This is a genomic window from Bacillus sp. FJAT-27001, assembly GCF_019039175.1.
Taxonomy (GTDB): Bacteria; Bacillota; Bacilli; order Bacillales; family Bacillaceae; genus Bacillus; species Bacillus velezensis.
Genome location: NZ_JAHOAA010000001.1, coordinates 917,038 through 939,080, shown reverse-complemented (window position 1 = coordinate 939,080; position 22,043 = coordinate 917,038). Strand labels below are relative to the sequence as shown.

25 protein-coding genes and 1 riboswitch are annotated in these 22,043 nt (G+C 47.9%); of the genes, 14 read left to right on the top strand and 11 right to left on the bottom strand.

The genetic code is table 11. The features are described from left to right. Positions 1–23: 23 nt before the first annotated feature. The 5 genes from BGM27_RS03965 to BGM27_RS03945 all read right to left on the bottom strand — a co-directional run bounded on the left by BGM27_RS03965 (position 24) and on the right by BGM27_RS03945 (position 4,661). The gene (locus BGM27_RS03965) at positions 24–518 is read right to left on the bottom strand and encodes a DinB family protein (protein WP_007409154.1); all 495 of its coding nucleotides are present in this window, start codon (positions 516–518) and stop codon (positions 24–26) included. A 153-nt stretch (positions 519–671) separates the two neighbouring features. Further along, positions 672–1,298 (bottom strand): pentapeptide repeat-containing protein, encoded by a 627-nt coding sequence (locus BGM27_RS03960; RefSeq protein WP_007409152.1) that lies wholly within the window; start codon positions 1,296–1,298, stop codon positions 672–674. A 195-nt stretch (positions 1,299–1,493) separates the two neighbouring features. Next, positions 1,494–1,934 carry a GNAT family N-acetyltransferase gene (locus BGM27_RS03955; protein WP_007409151.1) on the bottom strand — a complete coding sequence of 147 codons (441 nt, stop codon included), beginning with the start codon at positions 1,932–1,934 and terminating at the stop codon, positions 1,494–1,496. Between the two features lie 82 nt (positions 1,935–2,016). Next, positions 2,017–3,858 carry a bifunctional homocysteine S-methyltransferase/methylenetetrahydrofolate reductase gene (locus BGM27_RS03950; RefSeq protein WP_007409150.1) on the bottom strand — a complete coding sequence of 614 codons (1,842 nt, stop codon included), beginning with the start codon at positions 3,856–3,858 and terminating at the stop codon, positions 2,017–2,019. 89 nt (positions 3,859–3,947) lie between these two features. After that, positions 3,948–4,069, bottom strand: a riboswitch (SAM riboswitch). A 100-nt stretch (positions 4,070–4,169) separates the two neighbouring features. Beyond that, complete coding sequence (locus tag BGM27_RS03945; RefSeq protein WP_003155112.1) at positions 4,170–4,661, bottom strand: YajQ family cyclic di-GMP-binding protein; 492 nt, start codon at positions 4,659–4,661, stop codon at positions 4,170–4,172. A gap of 99 nt (positions 4,662–4,760) precedes the next feature. On the opposite strand from BGM27_RS03945, the gene BGM27_RS03940 reads away from it, so the two are divergent. From BGM27_RS03940 to cypC, 4 genes are all read left to right on the top strand, one after another. Then, positions 4,761–5,657: a CvfB family protein gene (locus BGM27_RS03940; protein WP_170936341.1), complete on the top strand. Its 897-nt coding sequence runs from the start codon at positions 4,761–4,763 to the stop codon at positions 5,655–5,657. A gap of 170 nt (positions 5,658–5,827) precedes the next feature. After that, the gene (locus BGM27_RS03935; protein WP_007409148.1) at positions 5,828–6,805 is read left to right on the top strand and encodes a BMP family lipoprotein; all 978 of its coding nucleotides are present in this window, start codon (positions 5,828–5,830) and stop codon (positions 6,803–6,805) included. Further along, on the top strand, positions 6,802–8,451 hold the full coding sequence (locus BGM27_RS03930) for a methyl-accepting chemotaxis protein (RefSeq protein WP_007409147.1): 1,650 nt from the start codon (positions 6,802–6,804) through the stop codon (positions 8,449–8,451). Before BGM27_RS03935 ends, BGM27_RS03930 begins: the two co-directional genes overlap by 4 nt. A gap of 131 nt (positions 8,452–8,582) precedes the next feature. Beyond that, complete coding sequence (cypC, locus tag BGM27_RS03925) at positions 8,583–9,833, top strand: CYP152 family fatty-acid peroxygenase CypC (RefSeq protein WP_023842861.1); 1,251 nt, start codon at positions 8,583–8,585, stop codon at positions 9,831–9,833. 48 nt (positions 9,834–9,881) lie between these two features. Here cypC and BGM27_RS03920 read toward each other — a convergent pair whose 3' ends face one another. Beyond that, the gene (locus BGM27_RS03920) at positions 9,882–10,004 is read right to left on the bottom strand and encodes a hypothetical protein (protein WP_007409145.1); all 123 of its coding nucleotides are present in this window, start codon (positions 10,002–10,004) and stop codon (positions 9,882–9,884) included. Between the two features lie 48 nt (positions 10,005–10,052). Continuing rightward, complete coding sequence (locus BGM27_RS03915) at positions 10,053–10,904, bottom strand: DegV family protein (protein WP_007409144.1); 852 nt, start codon at positions 10,902–10,904, stop codon at positions 10,053–10,055. Between the two features lie 125 nt (positions 10,905–11,029). Between BGM27_RS03915 and BGM27_RS03910 the strand changes: the two genes are divergently transcribed. Both BGM27_RS03910 and BGM27_RS03905 read left to right on the top strand, forming a co-directional pair. Beyond that, a complete protein-coding gene (locus tag BGM27_RS03910) occupies positions 11,030–11,872 on the top strand; it encodes a YitT family protein (protein WP_007409143.1) in 843 nt (280 codons plus the stop codon). A 14-nt stretch (positions 11,873–11,886) separates the two neighbouring features. Next, positions 11,887–12,348 (top strand): BsuPI-related putative proteinase inhibitor, encoded by a 462-nt coding sequence (locus tag BGM27_RS03905; protein WP_007409142.1) that lies wholly within the window; start codon positions 11,887–11,889, stop codon positions 12,346–12,348. A gap of 36 nt (positions 12,349–12,384) precedes the next feature. On the opposite strand, the gene BGM27_RS03900 is transcribed toward BGM27_RS03905, so the two are convergent. The 3 genes from BGM27_RS03900 to BGM27_RS03890 form a co-directional block, all read right to left on the bottom strand. Beyond that, positions 12,385–12,582, bottom strand: coding sequence for a DUF3813 domain-containing protein (locus BGM27_RS03900; protein WP_003155097.1), 198 nt, complete (start codon positions 12,580–12,582; stop codon positions 12,385–12,387). Beyond that, the gene (locus tag BGM27_RS03895) at positions 12,582–12,731 is read right to left on the bottom strand and encodes a hypothetical protein (protein ID WP_003155094.1); all 150 of its coding nucleotides are present in this window, start codon (positions 12,729–12,731) and stop codon (positions 12,582–12,584) included. Before BGM27_RS03895 ends, BGM27_RS03900 begins: the two co-directional genes overlap by 1 nt. A gap of 85 nt (positions 12,732–12,816) precedes the next feature. Next, on the bottom strand, positions 12,817–13,629 hold the full coding sequence (locus BGM27_RS03890; RefSeq protein ID WP_007409141.1) for a Cof-type HAD-IIB family hydrolase: 813 nt from the start codon (positions 13,627–13,629) through the stop codon (positions 12,817–12,819). Positions 13,630–13,749: 120 nt separating this feature from the next. On the opposite strand from BGM27_RS03890, the gene BGM27_RS03885 reads away from it, so the two are divergent. Together BGM27_RS03885 and BGM27_RS03880 are read left to right on the top strand one after the other, a co-directional pair. After that, positions 13,750–14,517: a prolyl oligopeptidase family serine peptidase gene (locus tag BGM27_RS03885; RefSeq protein ID WP_007409140.1), complete on the top strand. Its 768-nt coding sequence runs from the start codon at positions 13,750–13,752 to the stop codon at positions 14,515–14,517. 62 nt (positions 14,518–14,579) lie between these two features. Next, positions 14,580–14,888, top strand: coding sequence for a metal-sulfur cluster assembly factor (locus BGM27_RS03880; RefSeq protein WP_003155088.1), 309 nt, complete (start codon positions 14,580–14,582; stop codon positions 14,886–14,888). A 131-nt stretch (positions 14,889–15,019) separates the two neighbouring features. Here BGM27_RS03880 and fosM read toward each other — a convergent pair whose 3' ends face one another. After that, positions 15,020–15,463, bottom strand: coding sequence for a FosM family fosfomycin resistance protein (gene fosM, locus BGM27_RS03875; protein ID WP_007409139.1), 444 nt, complete (start codon positions 15,461–15,463; stop codon positions 15,020–15,022). A 184-nt stretch (positions 15,464–15,647) separates the two neighbouring features. Between fosM and BGM27_RS03870 the strand changes: the two genes are divergently transcribed. The 6 genes from BGM27_RS03870 to BGM27_RS03845 all read left to right on the top strand — a co-directional run bounded on the left by BGM27_RS03870 (position 15,648) and on the right by BGM27_RS03845 (position 22,011). Then, a complete protein-coding gene (locus tag BGM27_RS03870) occupies positions 15,648–17,084 on the top strand; it encodes an FAD-binding oxidoreductase (protein WP_007409138.1) in 1,437 nt (478 codons plus the stop codon). Further along, a complete protein-coding gene (locus BGM27_RS03865; RefSeq protein ID WP_012117271.1) occupies positions 17,081–17,623 on the top strand; it encodes an MFS transporter in 543 nt (180 codons plus the stop codon). Before BGM27_RS03870 ends, BGM27_RS03865 begins: the two co-directional genes overlap by 4 nt. Positions 17,624–17,788: 165 nt before the next feature. Continuing rightward, positions 17,789–18,826 carry an N-acetyl-gamma-glutamyl-phosphate reductase gene (gene argC, locus BGM27_RS03860; RefSeq protein ID WP_007409136.1) on the top strand — a complete coding sequence of 346 codons (1,038 nt, stop codon included), beginning with the start codon at positions 17,789–17,791 and terminating at the stop codon, positions 18,824–18,826. A 22-nt stretch (positions 18,827–18,848) separates the two neighbouring features. Continuing rightward, positions 18,849–20,066 (top strand): bifunctional ornithine acetyltransferase/N-acetylglutamate synthase, encoded by a 1,218-nt coding sequence (argJ, locus tag BGM27_RS03855; RefSeq protein ID WP_007409135.1) that lies wholly within the window; start codon positions 18,849–18,851, stop codon positions 20,064–20,066. Between the two features lie 14 nt (positions 20,067–20,080). Beyond that, positions 20,081–20,857, top strand: coding sequence for an acetylglutamate kinase (argB, locus tag BGM27_RS03850; protein ID WP_007409134.1), 777 nt, complete (start codon positions 20,081–20,083; stop codon positions 20,855–20,857). Next, the gene (locus BGM27_RS03845; RefSeq protein ID WP_007409133.1) at positions 20,854–22,011 is read left to right on the top strand and encodes an acetylornithine transaminase; all 1,158 of its coding nucleotides are present in this window, start codon (positions 20,854–20,856) and stop codon (positions 22,009–22,011) included. Before argB ends, BGM27_RS03845 begins: the two co-directional genes overlap by 4 nt. Positions 22,012–22,043 lie beyond the last annotated feature (32 nt).

Genomic DNA, 22,043 nt, shown 5'->3' with positions numbered 1-22,043 from the left:
AGGCCCGGGAGGCCTTTGCTTTTTTATGATTCGTATGAGAAAAAAATGTAGTCAGTCGGCACGCCTTTATAGCCCATTTGGTGAAGCATCGCGGTGATATTGCCGCGATGGTATGTGCCGTGATTCACAACATGCCGGATCACATCGGCATATGTCGTCTGAAGCGTCCCCAGGCGCGGATGAGAAATAGAGATCGGGCCTTCCGGGTTCTCCATTTCTTTTAAAAATTCGCTGAATTCTTTGTCCAGTTCAGTCATTCTATGTTCAACCGCCTCAAAATCTCCGTCAAGCTTTTCAAATTGATCAAACTGCGAGACGATTTGTTCGAAAGTTTCTCCGTAAAGCACGTGAAGCCAAATGTAATCAGCCCGGTATATATGCACAAGCACGGCGTTCACAGTCGGAAAAACACTTTTCAGTTTCTGCTGTAAGCTGACCGCGGGCAGCGTCTTCAGATGCTGAATAACTTGCTCATTTGCCCATCTGTGGTAGTGATACAGCTTTAAAATGTCTGACATTCCAATTCCCCCTCTTCTTCCGGTACATTCAACATGGCCTGGCCGAATTCCTTTTATCGAAACAAAAGCGCCGCAAAATAAAAAGCAGCACCCCACATCACCAATGCCGAGCATTTATTCAGGATGCCGCCAGCCGTTTCGTTTAATAAAAGATCACGTCACAATGGCTCCGAGCGCTTCTGCGAATGTAACGGCATGCGCCGGAGAGATGCGGCATCCTTTCAGCTTCTCAAGTGAGACGTGCAGGTGATCAAATGTGCACGTGCTGATATCCATATTAAAAAGAGACGTGCCGATAAAATTTGAGCTGTTCAAATCACAGGCGTCAAGATCTGTGTATTCAAGAACGGCATCATTCCACTCGCTTTCTGTAAGAGCGCACGTGTCAAACCGGACATGCTTCATATTGGAATAGCTGAAGGAGCTGTAATTTGCGAGGCAGTCTTCAAACCGTACATGACGCATGGCGGAATCCGCCAGATTCAAGCCGAGAAGTTTTGAATGCTGAAACGCCGTTCTATGGATGATGCTTCCGCTGAAATCAGCGTTTGAGACATCACATTTGTCAAACAGGACATCCGTACATTCCATATGTCTGAAAGAGACATCCGTAAAAACGGTGTTTCTGAAAATGACTTTTTCGGCGCGCAGGCCGTCCAGTTTGCTGTTTACGACGGCGTTTTCTATGACGACTTCTTTTATGAGGTCGTCCTGAAGCGCTTCTGTGAAAGAAAGCACCGGCAATTCTTTCGGGATTTTCGGTTTTTGGATCGTATTCATCTCATACTTCCTTTTCTGAATTAATAGCTGAAAACGGCAATTGACAGATATCGTTCTGCCTGCCATCCTTGCTGTTGTGTAATGTACAAAGGGTATTAAAAAAGCGGGAGGGCGTCAATAGTACCGTATATAAAAGCAGGCGTGACATTCAAGGTAATGCCCTTAGAGACATGTCCCCAAGGGCATTTGTCTGTTTCAGGCGAGTTCTTTATACATGATCACATGCGGGCCGATGCCGGGTATGTCAAAGGGGCTGCCCGTGCTTTTCCAGCCGAGCTTTTCGTAATATCCCTTTACGTGACATCTGGCGTTGCACCAGACAAGCGCCGCCCCCATATCTGCCAGTTTTCGTTCTGCATAGGCGATTAACGTGCTTCCCGCTTTTTGCGTCCGGTATTCCTCAAGCGTCGCCATGCCGCGCAGCTGATAGGCGGGCGCTGCCTGTAAAGCCTGCTGGTTCTGCGGGTAGAAAGAAGCGATGCTGATCAATGTCCCGTCGTAAAAACCTCCGAGATGAAAGGCTCCTTTGACGCTGTCCTGATCATATTTACAATCCTCAATCGTCTGATGGGGGCGCAGCACGCTGTGTCTGATCGCGTATGTGTCTTCTGCGGTGATGGGTTTTACTTCAACCATGAAAAAATCCTCCTTTGCTTGATTCTTTTTCTGTATCGTACCATGAAAAAGCCGCCTGTCATATCAGGCGGCCTCTTCCGCGTCAATGCAAATATACATCAGCCCGCTTTTCATCCTTTTGCTTAATATAAGCTGCAAGCTCTGACGTCAAATCAGAACGGAGAAACGGGGTGATTAAATAAATTCCGTTAAACAGTTCGCACGCCGTGTCGAGAAGCGACTTGGCGATGGCGAGGCCTTCGGCTTTCTGCTTCCGCTTGTCTTCGCCGGCGAGCGCCATTTTTTCGCGGATGCTGTCTGACAGCTTAATGCCCGGGATTTCATGATGGATGAACTCTGCGTTGCGGCTGCTCGTTAACGGCATGATTCCGATATACACCGGTGTTTTGAGATGCTTCGTTTCATGATGAATGTCAATGAGCTGCTGCTCCGAGTAGACAGGCTGGGACACGAAGTAGTCAGCTCCGCACTCGATTTTTTTCTCCAGCCGTTTTACTGCTTTATCGAGATGGCGGACATTCGGATTAAATGCTCCGGCTACGGAAAAGTTCGTTTTCTTGCCGAGCGGTTTCCCTGATAAAGAAATGCCCTCGTTGAATTGTTTAATCAGCCTGATCAAGTCAAAGGACGTTAAATCATAGACGGAGGTAGCCCCCGGAAAGTCGCCGATTTTTGAAGGATCACCCGTGATGGCTAAAATGTCGGTGAGCCCGAGCGTATCCAGCCCCATTAAATGTGACTGAAGGCCGATGATGTTGCGGTCTCTGCATGTAATGTGAACGAGAGAACGGATATCAAGGCGCTCTTTCAGCAATGAACCGCAGGCGGCATTGCTGATCCGCGGTGTCGCCAATGAATTGTCGGCGAGCGTCAGCGCTTCTATGCCGGTTTCTTTTAATTCAGCCGCCGCTTGCAGAAATTTGTCAAAATTCAATTTTTTCGGCGGATCAAGCTCTACGATAATTGACCGTTTTTGAGCGGCGATTTCGTTTAAACCCGGCTCGGTCCGTTCGTTGCGGACTGAGATGACTTCTTCTTCCCGTCTGATTTTCACTTCCTTATCAGTGACGGGAGAAAGTCCTTGGACCGCTTCAGCCATGGCTCTGATATGGTTTGGCGTCGTACCGCAGCAGCCGCCGATAATGCGCGCGCCCTGAGTGCGGAACTGTACGGCGCTCTCCCGGAAATAGGCATCGTCCGTATCATAAACAAGCCGGCCTTCTTCTAAAGACGGAAGGCTGCTGTTCGGATAGACCGATAAATAAGCGTCACGGAAAATCGGCACTTCGGTGAGCGCTTCAATCATGTGGTACGGGCCGAGCCGGCAATTGATTCCCGTTATGTCAGCGCCGAGATCGGCAATGGACCTGAGGGCTTCCCGAAGCGGCGTTCCGTCCTGCAGCACGCCCTGTTCGTGCATGGATACGTTCAGCATAATCGGAAGTTCCGTTTCTTTTCTCGCGATCTTCAGCACTTCACGCGCCTCTTCTAAATCATAGTATGTTTCCAGAAGCAGACCGTCCGGCTCTTCGTGCAGCAATAAATAAAGCTGCTCCCGAAAGCTGCGTTTAATCTCCTCCAGGCTGTAGGCGTTTTTGTTAAAGGTGCGGATGCCGCCCATCGTTCCCAATACATAAGCGCCGTCTGAGGAAGCGCGCGCGATTCTGACCGCCTCCTGATTGATTTTTTTCGTTTCGTCCTCAAGTCCGTATCTTGAGAGCTTAATAAAATTCGCGCCGTACGTATTTGTCTGGATGATGTCTGCCCCGGCTTCCACGTAAGCCTTATGTATCCGCTTGATCTCTTCGGGCTTTGATACGTTCAGTTCCTCAAAACATCTGTCAATGCCGTAGGAATAGAGGAGAGTGCCCATCGCGCCGTCTCCGATTAAAATCCGTTCTTTTAAGTCTTGTAATAGTCCCATTGTTTGCCTCCTTCGTCACATTCAGCAAGGAAAAAAGAGAAATAAAAAAAGTCTTCTTAAGAAGAAGACTTTGTAATCATTTGTCTCTCTTCTTATCTTCCAAGCTGTTTTTAGCTTGCTGGATTTAGCACCTTGGTCATGGTTTGGGTAAACCACTACACCGGTTGCTGAAGCGTCGTCGGGCCAGTCCCTCGGCTTCTCTTGATAAGAACGTTCATGTAATTGTCATGGGTTTCCAAAACTTAACTGTGAAAATCCCTTTCTCCAAATTTACCGAAAATAGAGACAATAATCAATAGGAATCACATAATTTATCTAAAATTAATAAATTGAACGTCAATCGGCAGGTCTGCTCCGCGGACGGCTGCAATAATCTGCTGCAGATCATCTTTATTTTTTCCGGTGACGCGCACTTGGTCGTCCTGAATCTGCGACTTGACCTTCAAGCCGGAGTTTTTAATCACCGCGTTGATTTTTTTGGCGCTGTCTTTATCAATGCCCTGTACAAGCTTCGCGCGCTGGCGCACCGTGCCTCCCGATGCATTTTCGATTTTGCCGTATTCAATGTTTTTCGTCGGCACGTCCCGTTTGATCAGCTTGCCGCTCAGCACATCTTTGAGCTGATTCAGTTTAAACTCGTCATCAGAAATCAGGACAAGTTCTTCCTTTTCTAAAGTTACATCGCTTTTCGATCCTTTAAAGTCATAGCGCGTGCCGATTTCTTTCAGCGTCATCTGAATCGCATTCTGCACTTCGGGAAATTCAACTTTGGATACAATATCAAAAGAACTTTCTTTTGCCATGAGAAAACCTCCTATAACATTTCACTTATGAGTTGATTATAGTAGAATAAAGAGAAATGTCCAACAGCATAAAGCATGAATTTATGCATATTGGAAAAAATGAGAAAAACATCAGCCTCATACGGGCGAATCAGGAAGGACGATAACATGAGACCAGGGCAGCAGCTCACGCTTAGTATAGATCACCAAACCGATTTCGGTTATTTTTTAACCGACGGCGAGGATACGGTTCTTTTACATAACAGTGAAATCACAGAGGATATCGAAGACAGAGATGAAGTGGACGTATTTATTTACGTCGATCATCAGGAAAGACTCGCGGCGACGATGAAAAAGCCGCTCATCAGCTTTTATGACTACGGATGGGTGGAAGTGACGGACGCTGTGGAAGATATGGGCGTATTCGTCGACGTCGGTCTGTCAAAAGACGCGCTCGTCGCAACGGAGCACCTGCCTCCGTACAAATCCGTCTGGCCGCAAAAAGGAGACAGACTGTATTGCATGCTGAAGGTGACAAGCCGCGGGCGCATGTTTGCCAAGCCGGCGCCTGAAGATATCATCAGTGAATTATTTACGGATGCAGAGGAAGACGTCATGAATAAAGACCTGACGGGCACGGTGTACAGACTGATTGCATCAGGCTCTTTTCTGATTACCGATGAAGGTATCCGCGCGTTTATTCACCCTTCAGAAAGAAAAGAAGAGCCGAGACTCGGCAGCCGCGTGACAGGGCGTGTCATCGAGGTGAAGGAAGACGGCTCCGTCAACATGTCACTGCTGCCGAGAAAGCAGGATGCGCTTTCGGTTGACGCGGAAGAGATTCTGACCTATCTGAGATCAAGAAACGGCGCGATGCCTTACGGAGACAAAAGCCATCCTGACGATATCCGCGAACGGTTTCATTTAAGCAAAGCCGCCTTTAAGCGGGCGCTCGGGCATCTGATGAAAAACGGCAAGGTCTATCAGGAAGACGGCTGGACATACGAAAAACAATAAATTTTCTGCAAAAACATCGGTGAACCAAAACCGATGTTTTTTATTTTCTCAAAAGCTCCTATACCCTCATTTGTTTAACATCCTGCCGAACATACATATTTTATTGAAATAAAATATTCTGACATCCGAACCGATATATAACTGTAGAAAAAAACAAAAGGAGAGTTTTAATGAGAAAAATGGCGATATTTGCGGCTGTACTGCTGCTTGCGCTCAGCACGGCGGGATGTGCCGGCAAATCTGAGGAAACGGCGGCCGAAAAAACGAAAACAATCGGCATCATGCTGACAGACAACGGCCTCGGCGACCAATCATTTAATGATTCAGGCTTTCAAGGTTTGATGAAAGCGAGAGACGAGCTCGGCATCACATTTGACTATAGGGAAATAAAAGACACCGGTACATACGAAAAAGGACTGACCCAGCTTGTCCGGGAAGGCAATGACCTTGTTGTGGGGCTCGGTTACAGCATGCAGGCGGATTTAGAAAAGGTCGCTAAAAAATATCCGAAGCAGCGGTTTGTGCTGATTGATTCCGTATCAGACCTGGATAATGTCACCTCCGTCACGTTTAAAGAGGATGAAGGAAGCTTCTTAGCCGGAGCGCTGGCGGCCATGACGAGCAAAACCGGCACAATCGGATTTATCGGCGGTTCAGATGCCGACGTCATTAAACGGTTTAAAAAAGGCTATCTGAAAGGCGCGGAATCAGTCAAACCGAGAATCCGCGTGCTGTCGGACATCAGCGGTACGTTTGATGATGATAAGCTCGGGAAGGGCATCGCCCAAAACATGATCCGAAAAAAAGCCGATGTCCTGTTTACGGCGGCCGGCTTCACGGGTGTCGGCGCACTGAAAGAAGCGGAGGCGCAAAAAGTATACGCCATCGGTGTTGACAGCGATCAATATTACACCGCCGAGCACGCCGTTATCTCTTCTTTAGTGAAAAACGTCGACCATGTCATCTATGAATTGGCGAAAGATTTAAAAGACAACAAGGAGATCAAAAGCGGAGAGATCGTTTACGGACTGAAGGAAAACGGCATGGACTTAGCTAAGATCAGAGTTGTCAAAAACGCAGGCGGGCTGACGAAAAAGATCACGGATATGAAAAACAGTCTGATTGAAAAAGGAGGCGATCTGAAGTGACATTACGGACAAGGCTGCTCGTTAACGCAGCCGTTACGATGATTTGCTTCGCCGCCGTCATCGGCTTTACCATCGTAAACATGATGAAGATTCAGGCTTCAAATGAAGATGAAGTGGACGCGCTGTTAAACGTTCAGGAAGCAAAAGCTGACCTTAATACGTTAAAAGAAAGCATCACCGGCTATTCCTATACGCTCGCAGACGCCCAGAAAGAAGATGTGCGAAGCTATATGAAAAGCAGCTCAGACAAACTGGCGGCGCTCAAAAAAACGATGACGGACGGTGCAGACAAAGCCGCTTATGACAAACTCGCCAAAAAATACGAATCATGGCAGGCGGAGGCGGACGCTGCTCTTGATTCGAAAAGCCCGGCTGAAGCGACAAGGACGGCGGCCCGCATCAACGGTCTTCTGAATGATATTTATATGCTGAATCTGAAAAGCCGGGATCACTATGAAGACATGCAGAAGCAGACGGCTGACCAGATTCAGTTTATCGTTTACAGCGCAGCCGTGCTGACCATCGTGATACTTGCCGTCACCGTCATATCTTCCATCAGGCTGACGAAGAGAATTGCAGGGCCGATCCGCCGCATGGCTGAAAATGCCCGTCGTATTGCAGGAGGGGACCTTGCTGTTGAAATGCTTGATTATAAAGGGAAGGACGAACTGAAAGAGCTGAATGACTCATTCGGAATGATGGCTGAACAGCTCCGCACCTTAATTCAGGCGATCGGAGAGGTCGGCCGTGAAGTCGAGACTTTCGCGGAAGGTTTGACGAAGGAAAACCAGACGCTGAAGGACATGACCGAGCAGGTATCCGTGTCGACGGAAGAAATGGCGCAAGGCTCCCAAACCATTTCAGAAGATCTGCAGCATGCGGTGCAATTCATTGAACAAATGGATGAACATTCAAAGGCGAACGCCGAACGTTCAAAACAAACGACGAGAAGCAGCGAAGAGACGATTGCGGCGGTGGCTGCGGGGCGCGGTGCTTTAGCCGAGACCAAGCAAGCCATTGATAAAAGCAATGAGACATCAAAAGAGATTTCCGAAGCCGCCGATCTCTTCATAGAGCATGCGGCAGGCATCAGTATGATGGCGCAGACCGTTTCTGACATTGCGGGCCAGACCAATCTGCTGTCATTAAACGCCGCAATCGAGGCGGCCAGAGCAGGCGAGGCCGGAAAAGGATTTGCCGTCGTTGCCGAGGAGATACGGAAGCTCGCAGACGGATCAGCCAAAGCGACCGCGCAGATTTTCGATATGGTAAAGCAAATTGAAGACGGCATCACGTCTATTACCGGAGCTGTCACGACCGGCGTCGCTTTAGCGGACAGACAGCAGGAGCTGATGGAGAAAACGTCAGAATCATTCGTCCATATTGAACAAAAAGCCGCCCATATTAAAGCGGAGCTTACTCAATTGGACGGACGGATCATCGAATCGAAACAGCTTGGTGAGCAAGTGCTGCATCATGCCGAAAGCATCAGCGCCGTTATTCAGGAAACGGCTGCGGGAAGCGAAGAGATTTCTGCCTCCGCGCTTGAGCAGCTGTCTTCTTTTCATAAAATGGCGGAAAGCGTCGATAATCTGGTGAGCCTGACAGAGCGGTTAAACGATCAGGTCCGCCGGTTTACTTTGTAACGGGCTTATGCCCGCCCCTGATTTTTGCAGCCTGACATGAGTAACTTCTGAATGAAACACAAATACTGAATATACTTGTGTTTATATTTATTCTTTTTCGTGAAAGGTGAAAAAAGATGGGAGGAATCGGGATGAATGAACAAATTCCGCATGATAAGGGTCTTGATAATAGTCTGGCTTTATTACGCGATGGATATGTATTTGTGAAAAACAGAGCGGAGAATTATCGCTCGGATGTGTTTCGCGCCCGTTTATTAGGGAAGACATTCATTTGTATGAGCGGAGCGGAAGCCGCAAAGCTTTTTTATGACACAGAACGATTTCAGCGGGAGCATGCCCTCCCCAAACGGGTGCAGAAAACGTTATTCGGAACAGGGGCAATCCAGTCAATGGACGGTGAACGGCATAAGCACAGGAAGCTTCTATTTATGTCGCTGATGACGCCGCCCCGGCAAAAACGGCTTGCGGAAGCGGTGGCAAAACAGTGGAAAGCATCTGCGGAAAAGTGGGAGGGTTCAAACCGAATTGTCCTTTTTGATGAAGCGAAGAAAGTGCTGTGCCGGGCTGCCTGTGAGTGGGCCGGCGTCCCGCTGAAAGACTCAGAAGTGAAAGAGCGGGCGGAGGATTTCACCGATATGGTAGACGCATTCGGCGCTGTCGGACCGCGTCATTGGAAAGGCAGAAGGGCGAGGCTGAAAACGGAGAAATGGATAGAGGAGGTCATTGAGGATGTGCGGTCCGGCAAGCTGCAAACGCCGGAGTGCTCAGCCTTGTATGAAATGGCTTTTCATACAGAACTTGACGGGAACAGACTTGATTCTCACATGGCTGCTGTTGAGCTGATTAATGTTCTGCGCCCGATTGCCGCCATTTCTTACTTCATTACGTTTTCAGCTCTTGCATTGCATGATTACCCTGAATATCGGGGCAAACTGGGATCGAGAGATGATCAGGAGGCTGAAAGATTTGCACATGAAGTTCGGCGGTATTACCCGTTTGCCCCGTTTTTAGGAGCCGTTGTGAAAAAAGATTTCGTATGGAAGAACTGTGAGTTTAAAAAGGGTGCATCCGTCATGCTTGACCTATATGGGACAAACCATGATTCCCGGCTTTGGGAGAATCCGAATGAATTTCGCCCGGAACGTTTTCAGGGGCGGGAGGAAAATAAATTTGATTTCATTCCCCAGGGCGGAGGTGATCCGGCTAACGGCCACCGCTGTCCGGGTGAGGGAATGACCGTGGAAGTCATGAAAACTTCCCTTGCGTTTCTTGCCAATGAAATAGAGTACGATGTTCCGTCCCAAGATTTGAGCTTCAGCCTGTCCAGAATGCCGGCATTGCCTGAAAGCGGATTCGTGATAAGTGATGTTAGACGCATATAGAACAAAAAACAGCCCTCTATCTTCATACATAAGAGGGCTGTTTTGCTTTTACAGATGGTCCGGTTTTTTGGAATTCTGTTTTTTTCCCGCCTGCCGGTTTTTTTCGGCAAGCCGGTTCTTTTTCTGATTTACGGCGTTATTGTCCAACGGTTTTTTGTCATTATCTTTCATGCGGCAAAGCCTCCCTTCTGTCCGTTAGGATGCCCGCCCGCATTGAAATTATGGCTTCAGGAAAAAAATCGCGAGCGTGCCCGGCCCGGAGTGCGCGCCGATCGCAGAGCCGATTGAATGAAGAATGATCTCTTTCGGATGGAACGCTTCTTCAATCATTTCCTTCATCCGAAGCGCCGTCTCTTCGTTATCTGCATAGCTGATCCCCACGGTTTGATCCGCCCAATCGCCGCCTTCTTCCTTCATCATGTCTATAATCCGTTTAAACAGTTTCTTCTGTCCGCGCAATTTTTCGAGCGGCACGAGCCTGCCGTCATCCACATGCAGAATCGGTTTGATGTTCAAAAGCCCCCCGACAAAAGCGGACGTTTTTGAAATTCTGCCGCCCCGCGCGAGATAAGCGACATCATCGACCGTAAATATATGTTTCATCCGTGCGCAAAAGCTCTTTACAGACGTTTCGATTTCTTGTATTGTATTCCCGTTAACACAGAGTGTTTGCGCGTGCATCACCGCGAGGCCGCAGCCCAATGAAGCGCATTTGGAATCTACAATCCGTAAATCAAAATCGGGAAATTCCTCTTTTACTTCATTGGCGATCATTACGGCCGTCTGATAGGTGCCGGAAAGACCTGAGGAAAAGGCGATGTATATCGCCGGGTCTCCCAGTTCCGCGTATTGTAAAAATACTTTTTTTATCGTATCCGGTGATGCCTGGGATGTTTTCGGAACTTTCCCGTCCCGCATCGCTTGAAATATATGATCCGCCTGAATGGTGACCGTGTCCTCATATTCGTTTCCGTCAAGTGTTACGTGCAGCGGAATGAACCCGATCCGGTTTTCTTCAATATAAGATTTCGGCAGGTCAGAGGCGCTGTCAGCAATAAGGTGAACTGTCATCATAATTCCCTTCTTTCCGATTGGTGAGAGTGATGCCAACTATATCATATAAATGTGGCAAAATAGTGTTCAAAACTTTATTTTAAGGGAAAAGCTAATAATGAAAATGAGCGGAGGAGCAAGCCATGGTACTAGAACAAGCAAAAAAATTAGCAATCGTCGTCATCGGCGCGTTTCTGTATGCGGCGGGACTGAATTTATTCCTGATACCGGCGAATGTATATGCCAGCGGTTTTACCGGTGTCGCCCAGCTGCTGTCAAGCGTCGTTGATCAATACGCCCCTTTTTATATTTCGACAGGAGTTCTCATGTTCCTCTTAAACATTCCCATCGGTGTGTTAGGGTGGCTGAAAGTCGGCAGATCATTCACTGTATACAGCATATTAAGCGTAGCGCTGACGTCCGTCTTTATGGGAATTCTCCCGGAAATGAGACTGTCGCACGATATTCTTCTGAATACCGTATTCGGAGGAGTCATCTCAGCTATCGGCATCGGTTTAACGCTGAAATTCGGCGCTTCGACAGGCGGTCTTGATATCGTGTCGATGGTGCTGGCCAAATGGAAGGATAAGCCGGTCGGCACATATTTCTTCATTTTGAACGGGATTATCATTTTGACGGCAGGATTATTGCAAGGATGGGAGAAAGCATTATATACCCTTGTCGCTCTGTATGTCACAACAAGGGTGATTGACGCCATTCACACCCGCCACATGAAACTGACCGCCATGATCGTTACAAAAAAAGCCGATGAAATCAAAGAAGCGATTTACGGGAAAATGGTCCGCGGCATTACGACGGTGCCGGCAAAAGGCGCTTACACAAACGAACAGAAAGAAATGATGATCATCGTCATCACGCGGTACGAATTGTATGACCTTGAGAAAATCGTGAAAGAAGTCGACCCGAAAGCCTTCACAAACATCGTGCAAACGACGGGGATCTTTGGTTTCTTCAGAAAAGACTGATAGGAGCGGATAGAATGAAGTGGCTGTTTGGCCTGTTATTACCGGTCATTTTACTGATCGGATGCAGCAGTCAATCCGGGCAGAAGGAGCCCGCTGAGGAGGTATCCGGAGAGATGAATGAACAGCAAGCGGAATTAGCCGTAAACCCTGTGCAGACGGATCAGCAGATCGAATTTCAAATGTCTTTAAAAAACAAGAGCGGCAGCCCGATCGATTTCACATTCAGCTCAGGGCAGAAATTCGAATTGACCGTACATGACCAACATCACAAAGAACTGTACCGCTATTCAAAAGACAAAATGTTTACTCAGGCGTTTCAGACTGTGACCTTAATGCCGAATGAAACGTATGACTTTTCAGATGTGTGGAAGAACGTGCCCGGTCCGGGAACATACACGGTGACGGTGACGTTTTTAGGGAAGTCCGATCAGATCGGAAAAAGACTGAAAACGGTAAAAACATTTGAAGTGAAATAAAAAAGCGGCGCCCTCGTCTAAACGGGGCGCCTTTTTTTATTGCAATTTCTCCAGCTGATCCTGAAATTGGTGCAGCTGCTGACGTTCTGCATCCGTCGAATTGGCGTACGCGGAAGACACGGCGTTTTTGGCGCGTGAGACAGCTTTTTCCTGATCGCCGTCCTCGAAACCGTTAGCAATCATGACGGCCTGCTGGACAAATGACTTGGCTTGAGAAAACAGTTCGTTTCTCATTAAAAGTCAACCTGCCTTTCAGCCGAATCTTTTGCTGCATCATGCTGTGCTTCCTCTAATGTAGACCGATATGGAAATCTTGCGTCATGAAGACTGACAGAGTCCTTGCCTTGCTGAATAAACCGTTTTGATTTGTTTCGTTTACCCATTGCAATGTCCCCCTTCCATATTTAGACGAGATGAGTCGTCTGTTTTAGTATGGGCGGAAGGCTTTGTGTTATGAGCGGCAAAACCTCACAGGGAGAAATAGGATTTTAAAAATTCGGCGATTCCGTCCGCTTCATTTGATCCCGTGACGCGGTCGGCGGCCTGTTTGACTTCATCCGTGCCGTTTCCCATCGCTACGCCGCACCCGGCAAACCGGAGCATTTCAAGATCGTTGTCTTCGTCGCCGAACGCGATGATCCGTTCTCTCGGCACTTGGTAATAGTCGCTGATTTTCTTCAGGCCGACCGCTTTATTCATCCCGTGTTTAATGATTTCAATCACATGCCACGGAGCCGCCCATCTTCTGTGGTCAATGACCTCGGCGTGCACATCGGATAAATGTGCGCGTATATCCGCGACGTCCTCTTCCTTTGCATGAATCAATACGGACGTTACATCCTCCTTGACCGTTTCACGCAGATCGCCGAATGTGACATTCGCCGTATTCATATGAAACGCCTCAATTAAATGCTCATCATGATAATGGAAGTACACATCATCAATGACCTCAGCGAGCACATTATGTATTTGATAGGTCTCTGTAAGTTCGGCAAGCTGTCTGACCACATCGACCGATAAAGACGTGTGGTAGCGTCCCCATGATTCGTCTTTCGGGTGGTGGACAAATGCCCCGTTAAAATTGACAATCGGCGTTGTCAGCCCAAGCTCGTCATAATACATCGAACTGGAACGGAACGGGCGCCCGGTTGAGATGCAGACATGATGGCCCGCTTCTTTCAGCTTCTGAATCGTCCGTGCCGTTTCAGGGGAAATGGTTTTATCGTCTTTTAATAAAGTTCCATCCAGATCTAAGGCGATGAGATAAGGTTTTGTCTCCATAAATAACTCCTTTTGTCATATAATTTGCTGTTTTTCACTTATGTACAGTGTAGCTTTTTACCATCTTTATTGTCTACATGTTACACTTATGATTATGGTTATCCTAAGGAGGGAGTCAACGTGATTCTTATTGATCATCAAACCGTATCAGGCATTCCGTTTTTACATATTGTAAAAGAAGAAAATCGGGACCGTCCCGCTCCCCTTGTTTTCTTTATTCACGGTTTTACAAGCGCGAAGGAGCATAATCTTCATTTCGCTTACCTGCTTGCTGAAAAGGGCTTCAGGGCCGTGCTGCCGGAAGCTCTTTACCACGGTGAACGCGCTGAACAGCTGTCAGCAGAAGAGCTCGCCGTCCATTTTTGGGACATTGTATTAAATGAAATCGAGGAGCTTGACGTGCTGAAAAAGGATTTTGAAGCGCGCGGTCTGATTGAAGACGGGCGGATCGGTCTTGCGGGCACGTCAATGGGCGGAATTACGACATTCGGCGCGATGGCCGCGTATGATTGGGTCAAAGCCGGCGTCAGTCTGATGGGAAGCCCGAACTATACGGCATTTTTTCAGCAGCAGATTGACCACATTCAAAAGCAGGACATCGACATTGACGTCACAAAAGAACAGGTCGATGAACTGTTTGCGCGGCTCAAACCGTTCGATCTCAGTCTGGAACCGGAAAAACTCCGCAGCCGCCCGCTGCTGTTCTGGCACGGCGTTCAAGACAAAGTCGTTCCGTATGCACCGACCCGCGGCTTTTATGAAACGATTAAACCTCATTACAGCAGCCGGCCCGACCATCTTCAGTTTCTGAAAGACGAACGGGCTGATCATAAAGTCCCGAGATACGCCGTTTTAGAAACCGTCGCCTGGTTCGATAAGCATTTATAAAGCACAAAGGTGTTAACAAAAGCCGCTTTTACGTTATACTGAGGAAAAAGGAGTGATGGAACGTGGAAGAAGCATTAAAAGAAAACATCATGGGCGCCTTGGAGCAGGTTGTTGACCCTGAGCTCGGCGTCGATATCGTCAATCTCGGCCTTGTATACGACGTTGATATGGATGACGACGGCCTGACGCACGTTACGATGACACTGACATCAATGGGGTGCCCGCTCGCTCCGATCATCGTCGACGAGGTGAAAAAAGCGCTCGCCGACATTCCGGATGTAAAAGAGACGGAGGTCCACATCGTCTGGAATCCGCCGTGGACAAGAGACAAAATGTCACGCTACGCAAAAATCGCATTAGGGATTCAGTAATAAGAAAATGCACCTCGGATTTTAGGTACATCCTAAAGTTTGGAGGTGCTTTTCTTTTGTCTGCATTTACAAGGAAAAAATCAACGCGAATAAGCGACAGTGAGGGTTTGTTTTGGATCGCAAACAAACCTTTAAATATAAAATTTCATATGAGGTTTATCTTTTTTGTAATAGGACAGTCTGTCTTGGAGTGTACCTGTGTGGAATTCAAATTTATGTCCATCGGGATCAGTAAAATAAATTGACTTTTGATCTTGCTTATCCCTAGGACGCCCATTTAATATATTTACATTTAGATTTTTTAGCCTTTGATGTATTGCATCAAAATCTTTTGGGTCAATTGTAAAGGCCATATGCGTATAAGATTTATGTATTTCATTTCTTGGTATATCCGCCTCTAAGTTAAGTGCAAGCCAAAGCCCGTTCAGATCAAAATATGCTGTCTTTTGTCCTTTAACCAGGAGCTGTGCATGAAATACTTTTTCATAAAATTCTATAGATTTTTCCAAATTTGAAACAGAAAAAAGAAGATGATTGATTCCTTTTATGTTTATTTTCCCCACCTCGTTTAACATGTTTGTTTTAAACAATCCCTTTGGTAATACATCTGCATATATATCGATTATATACTGACTAAAAAATCATTTTAAGGATTTCTGTGGATTTTTATGCCCGGTGTTTTCCTGTATCGGGTTAAAAAGGAAAAAAACGGACGTGAGGCATGATATAATAGACCGGCTGCATGCGAGGGAGGAATCCATGAAGAAAAAATTACTTCTCATTATCCTTAGCATTCTTGTTTATACGGCGCTGTTCGCTGTTTCCGCTTTTCACAAAGAGCCGGTACAGCAGGCAGGGACAATGACGGATGTCAGCCGTCTCATGCCCGTGAAAATTAAGCAGACGGTCAAAGGAAAAGAGAAAGAAACATTGGTCGAAACCATTAAGGAAGCAAAGAGAAAGCATCTGAAGATCTCAATCGCAGGCGCCCAGCACTCAATGGGCGGCCAGACGTATTATGAAGACGGTATCGTTCTCGACATGACGGGCTACAACAAAATACTCGGTCTCGACCGAAAGAAAAAAATCATCAGGGTGCAGGCGGGAGCGACGTGGAATGATATTCAGCGCTATGTCAATCCGTACGGGCTCGCGGTAAAAGTCATGCAATCGCAAAACATTTTTACGATCGGCGGCTCACTGAGCGCCAACGCCCACGGCCGGGATATCCGGTACGGTTCGCTGATTGATACGGTCAAATCGTTTCATCTTTTAAAGGCGGACGGCAAAGTCATCACCGTTACTCCGAAAGATGACCTGTTTTCAGCCGTCATCGGCGGCTACGGCCTGTTCGGCGTCATCCTGGACGCGGATATTGAGCTGACGGATGATGAGCTTTATGAAATGAAAACGAAACGCATGAACGCTGATACATACAGTCAATATTTTACGCAGCATGTTCGGCGCAACCCCGCCGTGCGCATGCATCTCGCGCGGATCGCAACAGGGGATAAAGGCTTTTTGCACGATATGTATGTGACTGATTACACACTCTCAGACAATCAGAAAGAATTAAAGCGGCACAATGAACTGAAAGAAGATGAGCATCCGGCGCTGACGAAATTCGCGCTCGGCCTCTCCCGCCGGTATGACTGGGGCAGAAATTGGTTCTGGTCAACCCAGCAGTCTTATTTTCTCAGCCAAAACGGCGTGAAAGTCTCCAGGAACAATGTCATGCGGTCAGAATCGAAATTTTTGGAATATGAAAACACGGACAACACCGATGTGCTACAAGAATACTTCGTGCCCGTCGGCGAATTTGCGCCGTACATTCATGATTTACGCAAGACGCTGTCACATGAAGATCTCAATCTCGTAAATATTACGATCCGCTACGTGCAAAAAAATGAAAAAGCCGATCTGTCATACGCAAAGGAAGACATGTTTTCACTCGTTCTTTTAATCAATGAAGGGTTTTCAACAGACAGCCAGGCAAGTGCTGCGCGGATTGTCAGAAAAATGACGGATACGGCATTGCGCCACCGCGGCAGTTATTATCTCCCGTATATGCTGTATCAAACGAAAGAGCAGATGCGCGAGGCATATCCGAAAAGCGATATGTTCTTTCAGAAAAAACACAAATATGATCCGGATGACTTGTTTATGAATTATTTTTATCAGAGGTACAAATCATGAAACACAACCATTTAAAATGGCTGATCCTGTCACAGAGCAGTGTCTTTTTTGCCGGCAGCCTGATCTTTCCGTTTTATATTTTATTTATTAAAAACATCGGTTCCAGCTACACGCAATTCGGTCTCTCATACGGCTTGTTCGGCCTGAGCGGCGCATTGATTCATCCGCTGCTCGGCCGGCTGTCGGCAAGACTGGATTCCCGCTGGTTCCTTATGGCAAATTCGTGGGGGATGGCGGTGCTTCTTCTGACGCTCCCGCACATTACCGGCGTACACCAGGTTTATGTTGTGCAGGTGCTTTTGGGCCTGTTCGGCGCGATGCAAAAACACGGCGAGAAAATCATGATCGCCGATTACACCGACGGCGGGGAGCGGGGAAAAAAAGTCGGCAGCTATCATTTCTGGACGGCCGTATTTTCAGCTGCCGCCATTATTCTCGGCGGGTTTCTCGCTGATTTCTTTACGGTTTATATTATCTTTTACGCCAGCTCCGTGCTGTTTTTTATAAGCGGGCTGATGATGCTGAAAAAAACAGGCTGATCCGATCAGCCTGTTTTTCTTATGCCCCCCCTCGATCGAGAGGGGGTTTTTTGTCAGCGAAAACAGATGGAAAATGAATGAAAAAATATTAAATATACAATTGAATTAATTTTTATTCATGTTATAATGTTAAATAATTTCACAAAAACCAAGAAGGTGAACCCGTTGAAAATAGGTATTATAGGCGCGACTGGTTATGGAGGCGCCGAACTTGTCAGGATTCTTAACCATCACCCTTATGCAGAAGATTGTATATTATATTCATCGAGCGACGAAGGAAAAGAATATGCCGCTTCATATCCGCATTTGAGGAATATAGCGTCACAATCACTTCGGCCGCTTCATATAGAAACGATCCGAAACGAAATTGATGTCATTTTCATAGCCGCGCCGCCCGGCGTTTCCGGAGAGTGGTCGCCCAAGCTGGCGGAGGCGGGTATCCCGGTCATTGATCTATCCGGCGATCTGCGGATTCAAAACCCGGCCGTGTATGAAAAGTGGTATAAGCGGAAGGCCGCTCCGAAAGGAACGATTCAAAGCGCGGTTTACGGTTTAGCTGAACTGCAAAAAGAAGAGATTCAGACTGCAAAGCTGATTGCCAATCCGGGATGTTTTCCGACGGCTGTGCTGCTCGGGCTCGCCCCGCTGGCGAAGAATAAGCTTTTACAAGATTCATTTCTGATTGTTGATGCGAAAACGGGCGTATCCGGCGCCGGCCGAAAAGCATCCATGGGCACTCATTATTCTGAGCTGAATGATAATTTCAAAATTTATAAGGTTAATGAGCATCAGCATACTCCGGAAATTGAACAGCAATTAGCGGCTTGGCAGCCCGGCACAGGCCCGATCACGTTTTCCGCACATTTGGCGCCGATGACAAGGGGCATTATGGCGACGATGTATACGGAGGCTCCTCCGGGTATGTCTGCTGCACAGGTAAGAGAATTGTATTCCGAATTCTACAAAGATTCATATTTTGTCAGAATCAGGCCGGAAGGTGAATTTCCGGCGACGAAAGAGGTATACGGCAGCAATTTTTGTGATATCAGTGTCACCGTGGATGAAAGAACAAACCGTGCCACCATCGTTTCTGTCATAGATAATCTGATGAAAGGCGCCGCAGGGCAGGCGGTTCAAAATTTAAATATCATGAATGGCTGGCAGGAAGAAACGGGACTTACGATGACGCCAGTCTATCCATAGAACGAAAGAGGGATTCAAAAATATGATTCAGCTGAGTGAGGAAATCACGAAAATAAAAGGCGGCGTATCCTCGCCGAAAGGATTTGAGGCAAAGGGCGTGCACTGCGGTCTGCGCTATTCAAAAAAAGATCTCGGAGCGATTATCAGCGAAGCGCCTGCAGTCAGTGCAGCGGTATATACGCAGAGCCATTTTCAGGCAGCGCCGCTGAAAGTGACGCAAGCCAGCCTGAAAAAAGAGGGTGTGCTTCAGGCGGTTATTGTCAACAGCGCGATTGCCAACGCCTGTACGGGAGACCAAGGATTAAAGGACGCCTATGAAATGCGGGACGGCTTCGCGAGCCAGCTCGGCATTGAGCCGGAGCTTGTTGCGGTTTCGTCAACCGGGGTGATCGGCGAGCTTTTAGACATGAAAAAAATTCAAGCGGGCATTGAACAGCTCGGTCAAGCGCCGTCCGTGTCCGGAGCATTTGAAGAAGCCATTTTGACGACGGATACAGTGACGAAACAGACGTGTTATGAACTGGTGATCGGCGGAGACATCATCACGATCGGCGGAGCGGCGAAAGGCTCCGGCATGATCCACCCCAACATGGCGACAATGCTCGGCTTTGTCACAACGGACGCGGCCGTGGAAGAACAGGCGCTCAAAAACGCGCTCAGAGAGATTACGGATGTTTCATTTAACCAAATCACCGTTGACGGAGAAACATCGACGAATGACATGGTGCTTGTGATGGCAAACGGCTGCGCGGGGAATGATTGCCTGACGGAGCAGCACCCTGACTGGCCGGCTTTTAAAAAGGGATTAAAGCTTGTATGCGAAGACCTTGCCAAAGATATAGCCAGAGACGGTGAAGGAGCGACGAAATTAATTGAAGCCAGAGTCGAAGGCGCGAAAAATAACCTTGAGGCGAATATTATTGCCAAAAAAATCGTCGGCTCAAGCCTTGTGAAGACCGCCGTTTACGGCACAGACGCCAACTGGGGGCGCATCATCGGCGCAATCGGGCACAGTGCGGCAAGCGTAACGGCCGAACAAGTGGAAGTTTTCCTCGGCGGCCAGTGTCTGTTTAAACACAACGAACCTCAGCCGTTTTCGGAAACTGATGCCAAGGAGTACTTATCAGGTGATGAAATTACGATTGCAGTCCGCCTGCAGGAAGGCTCCGGCAGCGGCCGGGCATGGGGCTGTGACTTAACCTATGATTATATTAAAATCAATGCGAGCTATCGCACATAACAAAGGGGAGCGGCATGAAGAAAACGATCGTTTTTAAGTGCGGCGGAAGCGTAATCCGCGAGTTATCCGCCGATTTTTTTCAAAATGTAAAAGAGCTGATGCAATCGGGCTGGAACATTGCCGTCGTCCATGGAGGCGGCCCGGACATTTCAAAAATGCTGAAAACATTGCAGATTGAAACGGAATTTGTCGATGGACAGCGGAAAACGACCAAACCGGTGCTGGAAACAGCGGAAATGGTCTTGTCAGGGACGATCAATAAATTTTTCGTAACCGAACTCGCGAAAAACGGGCTGAAAGCCGCGGGAATATCAGGAAAGGACGGCGGTCTCCTTCAAGCATCCTATCTTAATCAAGACAAATACGGAGAAGTCGGCGAAATACAAAAAACCGATCCGTCAATCATTCACGCATTAATGAAAGAAGGCATCATTCCCGTTATCGCTCCGCTTTCCATGACAAGTGATTTCGAAACGCTGAACGTCAACGCAGACGCCGCGGCATCGGCCGTCGCTTCAGCCTTACACGCCGACAAACTTTTATTTGTCACGGATGTCGAAGGAATTATGGACGGAGAGAGCAGGCTGGATACTTTGACGCCGCAAGAGATTCAGGCCCTCATAGATGACGGCGTGATTTCAGGAGGGATGATTCCGAAGGTAAACTCGGCATTATCGGCACTGAGTGAAGATGTCGAGGAAGTGATGATCGTAAACGGAAAAGGAGCGTTTTTCACCGATCAAGCCTTCCAAGGAACAAAAATTGTCAAAGAAAAGGAGAGCGTGTCATGAGCAGTCTATTTCAAACCTACAGCCGCTGGCCCATCGATATCAAAAAAGCGAAAGGGACAATTGCAGAGGATGAAAACGGAAAAACGTATCTCGATTTTATTCAGGGCATCGCCGTTTCCAATCTCGGCCATTGTCATGATGAGGTCACAGAAGCGGTGAAAGAACAGCTTGACAGCGTATGGCACGTTTCCAATCTGTTTGAAAATGATCTTCAGGAAAAAGCCGCGGCAAAGCTTGCCGAACATAGCGCGGGGGATCTCGTTTTCTTCTGCAACAGCGGGGCCGAAGCGAATGAAGGCGCCATTAAGCTTGCCCGTAAAGCAACGGGAAAGACAAAAATTGTAACATTTCATCAATCCTTTCACGGGCGGACCTATGCGGGGATGGCCGCCACCGGACAAGACAAAATCAAGACCGGTTTCGGACCGATGCTTCAAGGCTTTCACTATCTTCCGTTCAATGATCCGTCGGCATTCAGCACGCTTTCAAAAGAGGATGATATCGCCGCCGTCATGCTTGAGACGGTGCAGGGAGAAGGGGGAGTCAATCCCGCCGATCCGGAATTCATCGAAGCCTTACAGACATTTTGCAAAGACAAACAGGCGCTGCTTATCGCAGACGAGATTCAAACCGGAATCGGCCGGACGGGCAAGGCATTCGGCTATGAGCATTTCGGCATCTCGCCGGACATCATCACTGCTGCGAAAGGGCTTGGAAACGGTTTTCCCGTCGGAGCCGTGATCGGCAAAAAGAAGCTTGGCGACGCCTTTACGCCGGGTACGCATGGTACGACTTTCGGCGGCAATAAGCTTGCCATGGCAGCTGTGAAAGCAACCTTGGACATTGTGTTTCAGCCGGACTTTCTCCAGGCGGCGGCAGACAAAGGATCATTTTTAAAAGCGCAGCTGAACCGTGAACTGACAGGGCCTTTTGTAAAAGAAATCCGCGGAAAAGGGTTATTAATCGGCATTGAATGCGCAGGTCCCGTGTCCGGCATCATCGGAGATCTGCAGGAACGCGGGCTTCTCGTGCTTCCGGCCGGACCGAATGTCATCAGGCTGCTCCCGCCGCTTACGGTTTCTGAAGAAGAAATGCTGTCGGCCGTCAGTATGCTTAAGGCAGCGATCGAAGCGCATTCGGCAGTGAAACGGTAATTTTTTTTCGATATAAAAGTATAAAAATTCAT